Genomic DNA, 13,771 nt, shown 5'->3' on the forward strand with positions numbered 1-13,771 from the left:
CGCTACTCGCTACTCGCTACTCGCTACTCGCTACTCGCTACTCGCTACTCGCTACTCGCTACTCGCTACTCGCTACTCGCTACTCGCTACTCGCTGACCGCTACCCGCCGACCGCCGCGTCGGCCTGCCAGGCCCGCAGCGGGGCGCCGGCGCGGCCGCGGGCCTCGGCGGCGAGGCCGTAGTGGCGGGCGAGCCGGTCGAGGCCGAGCTGCAGCACCACCTTGGCGGAGCGCGGCGGCCAGCCGCGCTCGCGCTCGACGTCCTCCAGCCCCTTGAGGAAGCAGCAGACGTCGACCAGGAGGCCGGCGAACTCGGTGCCGGCCGCCCGCAGCGCCGCGGCGAGCCGCTGGCGCGCCGCCAGGACGGCGTCGGTCATGCCGGCCGGCCCGCCGCCGCCGGCGCTGCCCGGGGCGAGCGGCGCCGACCAGTCGACCGACAGGCGCGGCCCGATCTGGGCGAAGGTGAAATCGGCGCGCAGCCGCTCGCCGGCCAGGACCTGCACCGGCTCGATCATCGGCCGGCCGTCGCGGCCCTTGCGGCGGGCGAGCCAGGCGAGCGGGCTCTCGGCCTCGTTGACGACCACGGTGGCGGCCGGCCCGGCGCCGGCCGCCGCGTCGGGGTCCGGCCGGCGGGCGAGCGCCAGCCGCCGGGCCCGGAACGGCCCGACCGCGGCGGCGTCCGCCGCCGCGAGCGGAGCGGCGGCGCCCCGGGCGCGGCCCCGGCGGGCGGGGCGGCTCATGCCGGCCCCCGGGTGGCAGCGGGGGCGGCGACACCCCGGTCCGGCGAAGCGAAGGACAGTTCCCGATTCCCCATGGCGACCTCTCCAGAGACCCGATATAGGAATTTTTACCTTTTCGCGGGCCGCCGTCAAGCCGCCCCGAAGGATTTCACCCGCGGGGCCGGCGTGACCGGCCGGGCATGCGCCGTCGCGGGCGGAATCGCGTGCGGCGCGGCGGGGATGCCGCGGCCGATCCCGCGGCCACGATAGGACTTCAGTCAGGCATCGGCCGGGCCGCATCCTTCGAGGCCCGGCTGCGCCGGGCACCTCAGGACGACGGGTCGGGTTCAGGGCCGTTGGTATCAGGTATCGGCCCGGGCCGGGCCTCGGGGGGCCGGGCCTCGGGAGGCCGGAGTCGAAAAAGCCCCGCCCGACGAGAAAGCCCGCCGGGCAAGGACCCGGCGGGCGCGAACACGTCGATGCGTGCAGCCGGCCTCCGGCGCGCCGGAGGACCGGGCGCCGCGTTGCGGCACCGGGACGGCCCTACCGGGTCCCTGGGGGACCCGCGGGCCGTCCGGCTCACTTCGCCCGGCGGCGGCGCTGCTGACCGAGGCCCATCTGCTTGGCGAGTTGGGACCGGGCCGCCGCGTAGTTCGGCGCCACCATCGGATAGTCCGGCGGCAGGCCCCATTTGTCGCGGTACTGCTCCGGGGTCATGTTGTACTGGGTCCGGAGGTGCCGCTTCAGCGACTTGAACTTTTTGCCGTCCTCGAGGCAGACGATGTATTCCGGCGTGATCGACTTCTTGACCGAGACCGCCGGCTTCAGCGGTTCCACCGGGGCGTCGCTCTGCCCGCCCGAGACCCGCAGCAACGCCGAGTGAATCTGGTTGATCAGGCTGGGAATATCACCTGCCGATATGCTGTTGTTGCTGACATAGGCCGAGACGATGTCGGCGGTCAGCTCAATATAGTTCTGCGCGCTCTCGCCCATCTTAGTTTCATTTCTCTTTGGAATGACCCGATCGCTCCCGCCCGGATCTCCCGCCCCTCGGGGCCCGGCCGAGCCGTGAGGCCAGACGACATCCCGGCCGACTCGCGAGAACTCTTCCTATGTATCGCCATTGCTCGGGAAAGCAAGAAGAGATTCGCCCGCTGTAGATGTGCGCGTGAACTCGAAAACAGAAGCGGCCGACTATTCGACGGATCGACAAGGGAAAGTACAGCTTTGTACGTTCAAATCGGCATGCCTCGCATGCCGGGAGCGCGCCCCCGGGGCCGTCGCGAACCGCGACATGCCCCGCACCCGGCACCACAGAGGCTTGTTTTTGTGGCGCAACCCCGGCAGGCCGCGGCGGATCCGGGCGCCGGCGCGCGGGCCCTGTCCTCGACTTGAGCGAACCCGCGGTTCGACAGTCGACCACCTGCGATTTGCACCCGCCCGCCCGCCGCCTACATTGGGGCAAGTCTTCCGCGCCCGACCGGGCCGGACCCGCACCCGCCAGGGCCGGCCGATCGCGTCGCCCGAACCACCGAGAGCCACCGATGCTGGACCGCGTCTCCCGCCCCCCTGCCCCGCCCCGCGTCGAGGAGCGCCCGAGCGTCTCGGTGCACCACGGCGTCACCCTGACCGACGAGTACGCCTGGCTGCGCGCCCCCAACTGGCAGGCCGTGATGCGCGACCCGAGCGTGCTGGATCCGGCGATCCGGGCCGTGCTGGAGGCCGAGAACGCCCATGCCGAGGCGGCGCTCGCCCCGACCGCCGCCCTGCAGGAGACGCTGTTCGCCGAGATGAAGGGCCGGATCAAGGAGGACGACGCCGGCGTGCCGGTGCCGGACGGCCCGTTCGCCTACTATTCGCGCCACCGCGAGGGCGGCGAGCACCCGCTGCTCTGCCGCATCCCGCGCGACGGCGGGCCCGAGGAGATTCTGCTCGACGGCGACGCGCTCGCCGCCGGCAAGGCGTTCTTCAGCCTGGGCGGCGGCGAGCACTCGCCCGACCACCGGCTGATCGCCTGGAGCGCCGACGACCGCGGCTCGGAATTCTTCACCACCCGGGTGCGCGACGTCGTCGCCGGCACCGACCTGCCGGACGTGGTGCCGGAGGCCTCCGGCGGCGTCGTCTGGACGGCGGACTCGCGCGCCTTCTACTACGTGAAGCTCGACGAGCAGCACCGGCCCACCCGGGTGTTCCGCCACCGGCTCGGCACGCCGGCCGAGGCGGACGTGGAGGTGTTCCACACCGCCGATCCGGGCTTCTTCGTCTCGATCGCCGGCCTGCAGTCGCGCCGCTTCGCCGAGATCTCGGTGCACGACCACGAGTCGGCCGAGGCCTGGCTGATCGACCTCGAGGCCGCCGACGCGACGCCGACCCTGGTGACGCCGCGCGAGAAGCAGCTGCGCTACGACGTCGAGCACCATCCCGACCACGAGGGCGGCCCGGTGCTGTTCGTCCGCACCAATGCCGACGACGCCGAGGACTTCAAGATCGCGGTGGCGCCACTGGCGACGCCGGGCCGCGCCCACTGGCGCGACCTCGTCCCGCACCGGCCCGGCGTGTTCGTGCTCGGCTTCGCCGTGACGCGCGACTGGCTGGTGCGGCTGGAGCGGGTCGACGGCCTGCCGCGCATCGTGGTGCGCCGGCTCGCCACCGGCGACGAGCACGTGATCGCCTTCGACGAGGAGGCCTACTCGCTCGGCATGGCCGGCGGCTACGAGTTCGAGACCGACACGCTGCGCTTCAACTACTCGTCGATGACGACGCCGACCGAGACCTGGGACTACGACTGCGCCACCCGGGCCCGGGTGCTGCGCAAGCGCCAGGAGGTGCCGAGCGGCCACGATCCGGCCGCCTACGTGACGCGCCGCCTGCTGGCGCCGGCGCACGACGGCGAGACCGTGCCGGTGTCGCTGCTCGCCCGCCGCGACACGCCGCTCGACGGCACCGCGCCGGCGCTGGTCTACGCCTACGGCTCCTACGGCATGTCGACGCCGGCGGCGTTCTCGACCAGCCGGCTGTCGCTGGTCGACCGCGGCTTCGTCTACGCCATCGTCCACGCGCGCGGCGGCACCGAGAAGGGCTGGCGCTGGTACCGCGAGGGCAAGCTCGCCAACAAGCCGAACACCTTCAGGGACGTGATCTCGGCCACCGAGCATCTGGTGCGCGAGAAGATCGTGGCGCCCGACCGCGTCGTCGCGCATGGCGGCTCGGCCGGCGGCATGCTGATCGGCGCCCTCGCCAACATGCGGCCGGATCTGTTCGCGGGCCTCATTGCCGAGGTGCCGTTCGTCGACGTGCTCAACACCATGCTGGACGAGACGCTGCCGCTCACCCCGCCCGAGTGGCCGGAGTGGGGCGATCCGATCCGTGACGAGGCGGCGTTCCACACGATCCGGTCCTACTCGCCCTACGACAACGTCGGACGCCAAGCCTATCCGGCCATCCTGGCGCTCGCCGGGCTGACCGATCCGCGCGTCACCTACTGGGAGCCGGCCAAGTGGGTGGCGCGGCTGCGCCGCCTGAAGACCAACGACGACCTCGTGCTGCTGCGGACCAATCTCGACGCCGGCCACGGCGGCGCCGCCGGCCGCTTCGAGCGCCTGCGCGAGGTCGCCCTCTCCTACGCCTTCGCCATCGCGGTGGCGGGACGGGAGTAGCGGGCGCTGTTCTTCACCTCTCCCCGCCGGGGAGAGGTCGGATCACGCGCGAGAGCGCGAGATCCGGGTGAGGGGGTGCCGAGGCCCGCCAACTGGCGCCGTAACCCCTCACCCCGGTGCGCGCTTCGCGCGCCCCGACCCTCTTCCTCAGGGAGAGGGTGAAGGCGCCTGCGGCGGCCTCGACGCTCGGCCTGACAGCCGTGCGGCGAACCGGGCCTGACGGGTCAGACGGCGCGACAGTCGCCCGTCACCTCACTCCGCCCTGATGCCGGCGGACTTGACGATCGGCCACCACTTGTCGATCTCGGCCTTCTGGTAGGCGGCGAGCGCGGCCGGCGTCTGCTGGTCGGGCGGGAAGATCACCTGGGCGAGGTCCTCGAGCTTCTTCCTGGTCGCCGGGTCGGCGAGCGCGGTGCGCAGCGCGGCGTTGAGCCTGTCGATCGCCTCCTTGGGCGTGCCCTTGGGGGCCCACAGCGCGTGCCAGAACGTGTAGTAGAAGCCCGGCAGGCCGGCCTCGTCGGTGGTCGGCACGTCGGGCGCCACCTTCAGCCGCTCCTTGTTGGTCACCGCGTAGACCTTGATCAGGCCGGACTGGATGTGCGGCATCGAGGTGGCCGGCGTGTCGAGCTGGATGTCGGTGTTGCCGGCGATCAGATCCTGCATCGACTGGCCGGCGCCGCGATACGGCACCATGGTCCACTTCACGCCGAGCGTGTTCTGCAGCAGCACGCCGGAGATGTGGCTCGGCGTGCCGACCCCCGAGGTGCCCTCGGAGACCTTGCCGGGGTTCTCCTTGATCCACGCGACCAGCTCGGCGAGGTTCTTGGCCGGCATGGTCTTGCGCGCGACGATGAAGAACGGCTGGGTGGAGATCAGGCCGATCGGCTCGAAGTCGGCCATCAGGTCGTACTGCAGCGGGTAGATGGCGCCGTTGACCACGTTGGTGCCGGAATGGCCGATGCCGAACGTGTAGCCGTCCGGCGCGGCGCGGGCGACCCGCCCGACCCCGACCGTGCCGCCGGCGCCCGTCGTGTTCTCGACGATCACGGGCTGGCCGAGCGCCGCCCGCATGCCCTCGGCGACGACGCGGGCGATCACGTCGGTGGATCCGCCCGGACCGAGCGGCACCACCATGGTGACGGGCCGCGTCGGGTAGGACTGCGCGAGCGCCTGGCTCGTGGGCAGCACGAAAGACGTCGGCAGCGCGCCAAGCGCCGCCGCCGCGGCCCAGGCCGCGGCCAGCAAGACCCTCTTCATTCCGTTTCCTCGACTGTTCTTGTCTGCGGCTTTGTATGCCGAGTTGAAGCGCCGCACTGTGGCGTCCCCCGGCCCGAAACACAAGCGCCGTCGTACCGCCGCGGTTGTCGCAGGCCAGGCGCGGTCCCCCACGCGGCCGATGCCGCGATCGCGCATTCGACACCCGCCCTGCGCCCCGTTAAGCTCGCGCCGGCAAGCCGCGCCGGAAGAAACGCGGCGATCCGGAAACGCAGACGCGAAAGTCCCCATGAGCAAACCGATCGAGATCCGGATGGGCGGCTACGGACCGTCCACCACCTGCTTCAGCAAGGCCCTGAAGCTCGTCGGCGACCGCGTCGAGGCGCGGTTCGGCGACGCCGTCAGGGTGCGCTACGTCTGGAACATCATGGATCTCGGCTATCGGGCCGAGGACATCCTGTGGCTGGTCGAGTCGGGCGTGCTGAGCGTCGGCTACCAGTCGTCGAGCTACCTGACCGACCGGGTGCCGGTGCTCGGCGTCGTCGACCTGCCCTTCGTGTTCGCCAGCAACGCGCAGGCGCGTGGCGCCATGGACGGCGCGCTCGGCGCCTTCCTGGCCGGCAAGATCGAGGAGACGGTCGACTACCGCATCCTCGGCTGGTTCGAGAACGGCTTCCGCCAGATCTCCAACCGCCTGCGGCCGGTGCGCACCGCCGCCGACCTCGCCGGCATGAGCATCCGGGTCCTTCCAAGCGAGGTCCAGGCGAAGACCTTCGCGCTGCTCGGCGCGACGCCCCTGCGGCTCGATCTCACCGAGGCGATCACCCGCATCAAGGCGGGCACGCTCGACGCGCAGGAGAACCCGCTCGCCAACACGGTGACGTATCACGTCCACGACTTCCACCGCTTCCACACGGTGACCAACCACTTCTACGTCTCGCGCCCGGTGTTCTTCTGCCGGGCCCAGTTCGACGCCTGGCCGCGGGAGCTGCAGGAGACGATGCGCGAGGCGGTCGCGGAAGCCGTGGCGGCGCAGCGGGTGGCGACCGGCGAGGAGGACGACGACGCCCGCGAGGCGATCGCCGCGGCCGGCTGCGAGCTGATCACGCCGACCGAGGCCGAGCACGCGACCTTCGTCGACGCGGTGGCCCCCCTGCTCGCCGAGGCGCGGGAGCGTTACGGCACCGAGGCGATGCGGCTGATCGGGCGCTGACGCGGCGCGCAGGCCGGGGACAGAAGCGTCATGCGCGGGCTCGACCCGCGCACCCATCACCTTCACCGACAAGGCGCTTTGCTGCGAAGAGATGGGTCGCCGGGACGAGCCCGGCGACGACGTCGGGAGACGTCGCGGGGACGCGCGGCTTCGGCCCGCACTCCTGCGCGAGCGGCCCACCCGCCGCTCAGGCGGCCCGCACCGTGCCGAGGAAGCGGACGACCTCGGCCTTCAGGCGGGCGCCGTTCTCGGCCAGCGCCTGCGCCGCGGTGAGCACCTGCTCGGAGGCCGTGCCGGTCTCGCTGGCGCCGCGCTGGACGTCGCCGACATGGGCGCTGACCTGCAGGGTGCCCTGCGCCGCCTGCTGGGCGTTGCGCGAGATCTCCTGGGTCGCGGCGCCCTGCTCCTCGACGGCGGCCGAGATGCCGGTCGCGATCTCCGACAGGCGGCCGATGGTGCCCGAGATCTCCTTGATGGCGGCGACGGACTCGCCCGTCGCCGTCTGCATGCCGGCGATCTGGCTGGCGATGTCGCCGGTCGCCTTGGCGGTCTGGGCGGCGAGCGCCTTCACCTCGGAGGCGACGACCGCGAAGCCCTTGCCGGCCTCGCCGGCCCGCGCCGCCTCGATGGTCGCGTTCAACGCCAGCAGATTGGTCTGCTCGGCGATCGCCGTGATCAGCTTGACCACGTCGCCGATCCGGGTCGCCGCCTGGGCCAGCTCGGCGACCTGCGCATTGGTGCGACCGGCCTGCTGCACGGCCCCGTCGGCGATGCGGCTCGACTCCTGCACCTGTCGATTGATCTCGTGCACCGAGGCCGCCATCTGCTCGCTCGCCGAGGCGACCGACTGGACGTTGACGGCCGCCTCCTCCGAGGCGCTCGCCACCGTCGTCGTGATCTCCTCGGTGCGCTGCGCCGTCGCGGTGAGCGTGTGGGCGGAGCTCTCGAGATCGGCGGACGTCGACGACACGGTCTCGATGATCTGGCCGAGTGCCGCCTCGAACCCGTCGGCGATCTTGTGGATCTCGTGCCGGCGCTGCACCGTCACCCGGCGCTCGGTGTCGGCCTGGAACTCGCGGTCGAAGGCGAGCTTGGACTGCATGGCCTGGATGTTGCGCAGCGCCTGGCCGATCTCGTCGTCGCGCTTGATCACGATGCGGCCGGTGAAGTCGCCACGGGCGATGCGGTCCATGGCGGCGTTGAGCCGCCCGAGCGGGCGCAGCGTCGCCTGGATGGTGCGCAGCCCCAGCCAGCCGCCGTAGACGAGCCCGATCGCGAGCATCGCGGCCATGAAGGCGAGCGCGAGGGTGTAGTCGCGATCGGAGGCGTCGAGCAGCAGCTTGGCCTCCTTGCCCTGGATGGCGACCAGCCGGTCGAGGTCGCTCTTGGCGGCGGCGTAGAGCGGCTCGACCGTGCCGATCAGCGACGCTCCGAGCTCGTCCTGCCTGCCCGCCGACAGGAGCGCCAGCGCCGGCGCGATGCCGGCCTCGAGGAAACGCTGCTGCTTGGGCGCGTAGGTGTCGGCGACCTCCTTCTCCTCGGGAGTCAGGTAGGTCGCGAGATAGGCCTTCCAGACCGTGTCGATCGCGTTGCGGTTGGCGGCGATGCGGCCGGCGACGTCGCCCGGCGCCTGCCCGGCGCGCGATCGCGCGATCGCGTCGTGGAGGGCGATCATGTCGTCCCTGAGCCGGTCGTTGACGGTGAAGAGCTGCTGCAGCGGCACGACGCGGTCGTCGTACAGCGACTGCATCATCGCGGTGGTGTCGCGGGCGGCATACAGGCTGCCGACGCCGACCAGCAGGATGAAGCCGACCAGCACGGCGACCAGCGTGACGAGCCGCGCCTTCATGGTGCCGGTGAACAGCGAGAGCCGATCCCACAGGCTGCGCTCGCGCAGAAGGCCGGCGGCGAGCGTGAAGTCGCACCGTGTCTTGGCGCGGATCTGCGCATAGGCGCGCTCGGCGTCGGCGCGCTGCTCGGCGGTGAGCTTGGTGCGCACCGACTGGAAGCCCGCGATCTGATCGTTCTCCCAGATCGGCGTGACGCTCGCCATCACCCAGTAGAAGTCGCCGTTCTTGCGCCGGTTCTTCACCGCGCCGGCCCACGGCTTGCCGGCCGCGATCGTGTCCCACAGATTGGCGTAGGCCTCGGCCGGCATGTCCGGATGCCGCACGATGTTGTGCGGCTGGCCCATCAGCTCGGCCTCCGAAAAGCCCGAGGCGGCGACGAACTGGTCGTTGACGTAGGTGATCTTCCCCTTCCGGTCGGTCTTCGACACGATCAGGGTGCCGTCGGGAAGCACATGCTCGGTGTTCGACACCGGAAGGTTCGAGCGCATGGGGCGGGATCCTCGGGAGCCTCGGTCGCGATGTCACGGGGAACGTGCACCGCTGCGGCCGCGGCCGCAGGCAAGGCCCGCGGCGACGAACCGGCAAGCAGAAAACTCTCATAAAAGATGCGTGATGGCCGTCTATCGAGCGTTAACGACGCGACCGCTCGCGTTGCGTAGAAACACAGAGGCTTAGGCGCTTCTTATAAGGTGGATTCGCTGATCCGGGGGATGCGCCTAGATCGAGCCGGCGAGGATGCATTCACCAGAGACGCACGAGGATGGCCTGGACGAGCCCCCTCGGCGCAAAGTTAGGAGTGAAGGCACCGCCTCTCGGTGGTCGTCGTCCGCGCAGGCGGACGACCCCGTATCCACGGGCGTTCGCAGTTTCAGTCGAACTGCTGCGGCGTACCGGGTGCTCCGCCTTCGCGGAGCATGACCGAGGAAAGGCTTCGAACCTGAGCTCGGCGCCTTTGGGAACGAGCCCGGCCATGACAAAGAAAGACGGTCGTCGCCGAGAATGCCGACGTCACCCGGCGACGCGAGGCGTCCGCCGGGTCACGGTCGTTATCACGATCCCTCCGGGAAGAGCTGATGGGGCCCTCCCCGGAGGGCGCGCCCACGCGACGCCCTTACGAGCGGCGCGTGGCGACGCGGCGGGCCGGGCTGCCGCGCAGGATCAGATAGAAGACGACGCCGAAGGACATCAGCGGGAGCAGGATCGGGGCGGCGACGGTGATGGAGTCGAACATCGGTGGTCTCCTGTTCGGTTCGATACCGTGGTTACGGCGGCGTCTCCGGCGCGGATCACGTCGCGCGCGCCTTGGTGCTGCGACGTCCCGCCGCGCGACAGGTCGAGCTCGCCCGCCTTTTCTCACGCCGCCGCGGCGAGCCAGTCGCACACCGCCGCCGGCATCGCGTGCACGTGGCCCGGGAAGGCGCCGGTCGCGAAGCCGACATGGCCGCCCTCCGCGGGCTGCCACAGCGTCACGTGCGGGCCGACCGCGTCGCGGGTCGGCAGCGACCAGCCGGGCACGAAGGGATCGTTGCGGGCGTTGAGCACCAGGGTCGGCACCCGGATCGTGTTGAGATGCGGCTTCGCCGAGGCGCGCCGCCAGTAGTCGTCGACGCCCGAAAAGCCGTGCAGCGGCGCCGTGAAACAGTCGTCGAAGTCGCGCAGCATGCGAGCGGCGACGAGACGCTCGCGGTCGAACAGGCCGGGATGACGGGCGAGCGCCGCGAGCGCGCGAGGCTTCATGCTGCGCAGGAACATGCGCGCATAGACGAGCCGGTTGAAGCCGCGGTCGATCGCCGCCCCGGCCGCGGCGAGATCGAGCGGCGCCGACACGGCTGCCACCGCCCGCACCACCGTCGCCGCGCTGTTCCCCGCCTCCTCGGCGAAGCGCAGCAGCGCATTGCCGCCGAGCGAGACGCCGGCGGCGAGCAGCGGCGCGCCGGCGGCGGCGCGCAGCCGGGATAGCATCCAGCCGATCTCCTCGAAGTCGCCGGAGTGATAGCTGCGCGGCGCCAGGTTCGGCTCGCCCGAGCAGCCGCGGAAATGCGGCACGCTGAACCGCCAGCCGCGCGCCCGCGCCGCGAGCGCGAAGGCCACCGCGTAGCGGCTCGCCGAGCTGCTCTCCAGCCCGTGGAAGAGCACCAGCCACGGCGCATCGGGCGGGCCCGGCAGGTGATCGACGTCGACGAAGTCGCCGTCCGGCGTCGTCCAGCGCTCGCGCCGGTAGGCGGGCATCGCGTCGGCGCGCGGGGCGGAGAACAGCGCCGGCCAGATGGTCTGGGCATTGCCGCCGGGAAGCCACCAGGGCGCGCGGTGATTCATCATCGCATCCGCCTTCGCTGACGATGTGCGGGGCTCGCGGTCCGCTCGTCGCGGCGCAAGCGGGGGCCCGGGGGCGGCTCCTCGTGTGGCACCTGGAGGCCCGCTCGCGCGGGACCGAGCGGAGACCGGTGCCTGTTCGACGGAGACGATTCAGGAGCGCACATTGCGGGCGCACTGTACGCCGCCGGACCCGTCGCGCAATCGAACGAGGCGCCGCGCCGCCCGCGACGACACCTCCTTCCGTCGCGGCCCGCAACTACGCGCTGAAATTTCCGGGGCGCAGGCGTATCGTCACCGGTGTCCACAGGTTGCGCCGCACGGACCGAAGGCCGCGCGGGGCGCCGAGCATCCGGCGCGGCGGCGCGGGCCGCCCGCCCGGCCTCCAGGGGGCTCCGTTGAAGATATCGGTCATCGGCATGGGCGCCGTCGGCACCGAGGTGGTGGGGCATCTGCTCGCCTCCACCGCGGCGAGCGAGATCGTCGCGGTCGACCGCAACGCCGAGAAGGCGCAGGCGGAGATCTGGGACTTCGCCCACACCACCTCGTTCATCTACGCCAAGAACCCCCGGCTGATCGCCGGCGGCTGGCCCGAGACGGTGAACAGCGACATCGTGGTGATCACGGCCGGGGCCCAGCTCAAGCAGGGCGAGAGCCGCGACACGCTGGTGGAGGTCAATGCCGGCGTGATCCGCGAGCTGATCGCCCGGGTGGAGGCGACCTCGCCGGGCGCCATCGTGCTGATGGTGACCAACCCGGTCGACGTGATGGCGCAGGTGGCGGTGGCGCACTCGTCGTTCCCGAAGGAGCGGGTGATCTCGCTCGGCACCATCGTCGACACGGCGCGCTTCATGCGCATCGTCTCCGACCATGTCGGCATCGATCCGAAGAACATCTTCGGCTACGTGCTCGGCGACCACAGCCACACCGGCTTCATCCCGTGGAGCCTGTGCAACGTCTGCGGGATCGACGTCGAGGCCTATTGCGCGCTCAACGGCGTCGCGCCGATCGACCGCGCCGCGGTGCGGGCCCGGGTGCTGCAGATCGGCCTCGACATCTTCGCCGGCAAGGGCAACACCAATCACGGCATCGCCGCGAGCGTGTTCCGCATCGTCCGGGCGATCGCCGGCAACGAGCGCTCGGTGCTGCCGGTCGGCACCCTGCTGGAGGGCGAGTACGGCGTCGACGGCGCCGTGATGAGCGTGCCCTGCGTGATCGGCCGGCGCGGCGTGCAGAAGATCATCGCCTGCCGCTTCGACGCCGACGAGCAGGCGGCGTTCGAGACCTCGCACGCGCATGTGCGCGAGCTGATGACGCTGGCGGGGCTGTAGGGGCGGCGCGGAAGACCTGCAGACGTCGGCCGGGAGAGGCTCGTGTCCCGGACGCGGTGCGACGCACCGCGAGCCGGGACCCAGGGCGACAGGACGAGGCGGTCCGAGCCCCCTTGCCGCGCCGCCCCTGGGCCCCGGCTCTGCGGCGCATCAGGCCTGCGGCCTGACGCGCCTTGTCCGGGGCACGCGGAGTCCGGGCAAATGGAGTCCGGGAGCGTGGGCCTGGAGCCTGAATGCACTCCCACCCGCCGAGTCACGCACCCGCGCCTAGCCGTTGCTCTGCTCGAGGTGGCGGCGCAGGTCCTCGATCGAGTCGAAGCGCAGGGTGCCGTGCTCGAAGGCGGCGTCGATCGAGCCGTCGGTGTAGAGCGTGTAGCCCATCCCGTCGATGACGCCCGACTTCAGCACCGTGACCGGGGCGGGCTCCTCCTCGGCCGCGGCGGGCGGCTCCGGCGCCGGCCGGGCGAGCGGCGGCGGTGCCAGCGGCGGCGGCGGCGCGCGCTCGGCGCCACGCTCGGGGCCGCGATCCGAGCCGCGCTCCGGGCCACGGTCTGAACCGCGATCGAGGCCGCGCTCGGGCCGCTCGAAGGGCGGCGGCGCCGTCTCGGCGTGCGGCGCCTCGGCGTCGGAGCTGACGGTCTGGCGGCGGCGGGTCCAGGCGAAGAAGCGCTTGCGCTCGCCGCCCGGCAGCGGCTCGCCGAGCGGGTCGCGGGTCCAGTCGGGCTCGGGCGGCGCCGGCTCGGGGCCGGCCAGCGGCGGCGGGCCATCGCGCCGATCGGCCGCGGGGCGCGGCGCGCGCAGCGAGTCCGGCAGGCCGATGTCGCTGCCCGGCGGCGGCGCCACCACGGGCGGCCGCCAGCCCGGCGGCTCGCCGGCGGGCTCGAGATCGGCGCGGCGCAGCGGCGGCGGAGTCGGCGGCGCCCGCAGCGGCGGCTGCGGCGGCAGGTCGCCGCGCTCCGGCGGCTGCCCGGTCGGGGTCGGATAAGAGGGGCGCGACGGCGCGGCGCGCAGCCGCTCGGCCGCGACCGCGGCGGAGGGCGGCTCGGGCGGCGGCGCGAGCGGCGGCTCGACCGGGCGCGAGCGCGGCGCGGGCCGCTCGGCGGGCGCCGCGGCGGCGCCCAGGGCGGCGCCGGCGCCGGCGCCGAGCGCGGCGCGGATCGCGATCAGCTCGCGCAGCACGAAGGACAGGGCGATCAGCAGCAGGCCGGCCGAGACGGCGGTGGTGCCGGTCTCGATGAGCGTGTTGCCGATCCCGAACTCGTTGTAGGGAATCCCATAGGCCACGCAGCCCAGACCGACCACCGCCAGCAGCCCGCCGACCGACAACAGGACCACGACCATCGCTTCGCCCTCTACGCCAACCCGGAAGCACGGCCACGTCGCCGGCGCCGCCCGCGGCGGCCCCGTCTCGCCGGATTCGGCCGGACGGACGCCCGTCGGAAGAAACGCGAGCCACTCGTCCGGTTCCGCGCGGA

General features: G+C 72.2%; 9 protein-coding genes. 3 read left to right on the forward strand and 6 right to left on the reverse strand.

Going from position 1 to position 13,771, the window contains the following annotated elements; genetic code table 11:
- Positions 1-100: 100 nt before the first annotated feature.
- The gene (locus J2S22_RS27610; protein WP_307155897.1) at positions 101-739 is read right to left on the reverse strand and encodes a DUF6456 domain-containing protein; all 639 of its coding nucleotides are present in this window, start codon (positions 737-739) and stop codon (positions 101-103) included.
- Positions 740-1,297: 558 nt separating this feature from the next.
- The gene (locus J2S22_RS27615; RefSeq protein ID WP_111360147.1) at positions 1,298-1,711 is read right to left on the reverse strand and encodes a Ros/MucR family transcriptional regulator; all 414 of its coding nucleotides are present in this window, start codon (positions 1,709-1,711) and stop codon (positions 1,298-1,300) included.
- A gap of 551 nt (positions 1,712-2,262) precedes the next feature.
- Between J2S22_RS27615 and J2S22_RS27620 the strand changes: the two genes are divergently transcribed.
- Positions 2,263-4,374: a S9 family peptidase gene (locus J2S22_RS27620; RefSeq protein ID WP_272780732.1), complete on the forward strand. Its 2,112-nt coding sequence runs from the start codon at positions 2,263-2,265 to the stop codon at positions 4,372-4,374.
- A gap of 252 nt (positions 4,375-4,626) precedes the next feature.
- On the opposite strand, the gene J2S22_RS27625 is transcribed toward J2S22_RS27620, so the two are convergent.
- Positions 4,627-5,631, reverse strand: coding sequence for a tripartite tricarboxylate transporter substrate-binding protein (locus tag J2S22_RS27625; RefSeq protein WP_272780733.1), 1,005 nt, complete (start codon positions 5,629-5,631; stop codon positions 4,627-4,629).
- Positions 5,632-5,878: 247 nt separating this feature from the next.
- Here J2S22_RS27625 and J2S22_RS27630 point away from each other — a divergent pair, with 247 nt between their 5' ends.
- Positions 5,879-6,802, forward strand: a complete 924-nt coding sequence (locus J2S22_RS27630) for a TRAP transporter substrate-binding protein (protein ID WP_272780734.1) — start codon at positions 5,879-5,881, stop codon at positions 6,800-6,802.
- A 187-nt stretch (positions 6,803-6,989) separates the two neighbouring features.
- On the opposite strand, the gene J2S22_RS27635 is transcribed toward J2S22_RS27630, so the two are convergent.
- Complete coding sequence (locus J2S22_RS27635; RefSeq protein WP_272780735.1) at positions 6,990-9,140, reverse strand: methyl-accepting chemotaxis protein; 2,151 nt, start codon at positions 9,138-9,140, stop codon at positions 6,990-6,992.
- Positions 9,141-10,005: 865 nt separating this feature from the next.
- On the reverse strand, positions 10,006-10,968 hold the full coding sequence (locus J2S22_RS27640; RefSeq protein ID WP_307155898.1) for a YheT family hydrolase: 963 nt from the start codon (positions 10,966-10,968) through the stop codon (positions 10,006-10,008).
- A 395-nt stretch (positions 10,969-11,363) separates the two neighbouring features.
- On the opposite strand from J2S22_RS27640, the gene J2S22_RS27645 reads away from it, so the two are divergent.
- On the forward strand, positions 11,364-12,296 hold the full coding sequence (locus tag J2S22_RS27645; protein ID WP_272780737.1) for a lactate/malate family dehydrogenase: 933 nt from the start codon (positions 11,364-11,366) through the stop codon (positions 12,294-12,296).
- Between the two features lie 267 nt (positions 12,297-12,563).
- Here J2S22_RS27645 and J2S22_RS27650 read toward each other — a convergent pair whose 3' ends face one another.
- Positions 12,564-13,637, reverse strand: a complete 1,074-nt coding sequence (locus tag J2S22_RS27650; protein ID WP_307155899.1) for a hypothetical protein — start codon at positions 13,635-13,637, stop codon at positions 12,564-12,566.
- Positions 13,638-13,771 lie beyond the last annotated feature (134 nt).

This window comes from Rhodoplanes tepidamans, from assembly GCF_030813915.1.
In the GTDB taxonomy this organism is placed as follows: domain Bacteria; phylum Pseudomonadota; class Alphaproteobacteria; order Rhizobiales; family Xanthobacteraceae; genus Rhodoplanes; species Rhodoplanes tepidamans.

Excerpts from the sequence above, each read along its gene's own strand:
- J2S22_RS27635 (WP_272780735.1), bottom strand. The coding sequence starts at position 9,140 with ATGCGCTCGAACCTTCCGGTGTCGAACACCGAGCATGTGCTTCCCGAC.
- J2S22_RS27650 (WP_307155899.1), bottom strand. The coding sequence starts at position 13,637 with ATGGTCGTGGTCCTGTTGTCGGTCGGCGGGCTGCTGGCGGTGGTCGGT.
- J2S22_RS27615 (WP_111360147.1), bottom strand. The coding sequence starts at position 1,711 with ATGGGCGAGAGCGCGCAGAACTATATTGAGCTGACCGCCGACATCGTC.
- J2S22_RS27630 (WP_272780734.1), top strand. The coding sequence starts at position 5,879 with ATGAGCAAACCGATCGAGATCCGGATGGGCGGCTACGGACCGTCCACC.
- J2S22_RS27620 (WP_272780732.1), top strand. The coding sequence starts at position 2,263 with ATGCTGGACCGCGTCTCCCGCCCCCCTGCCCCGCCCCGCGTCGAGGAG.
- J2S22_RS27610 (WP_307155897.1), bottom strand. The coding sequence starts at position 739 with ATGAGCCGCCCCGCCCGCCGGGGCCGCGCCCGGGGCGCCGCCGCTCCG.
- J2S22_RS27625 (WP_272780733.1), bottom strand. The coding sequence starts at position 5,631 with ATGAAGAGGGTCTTGCTGGCCGCGGCCTGGGCCGCGGCGGCGGCGCTT.
- J2S22_RS27640 (WP_307155898.1), bottom strand. The coding sequence starts at position 10,968 with ATGAATCACCGCGCGCCCTGGTGGCTTCCCGGCGGCAATGCCCAGACC.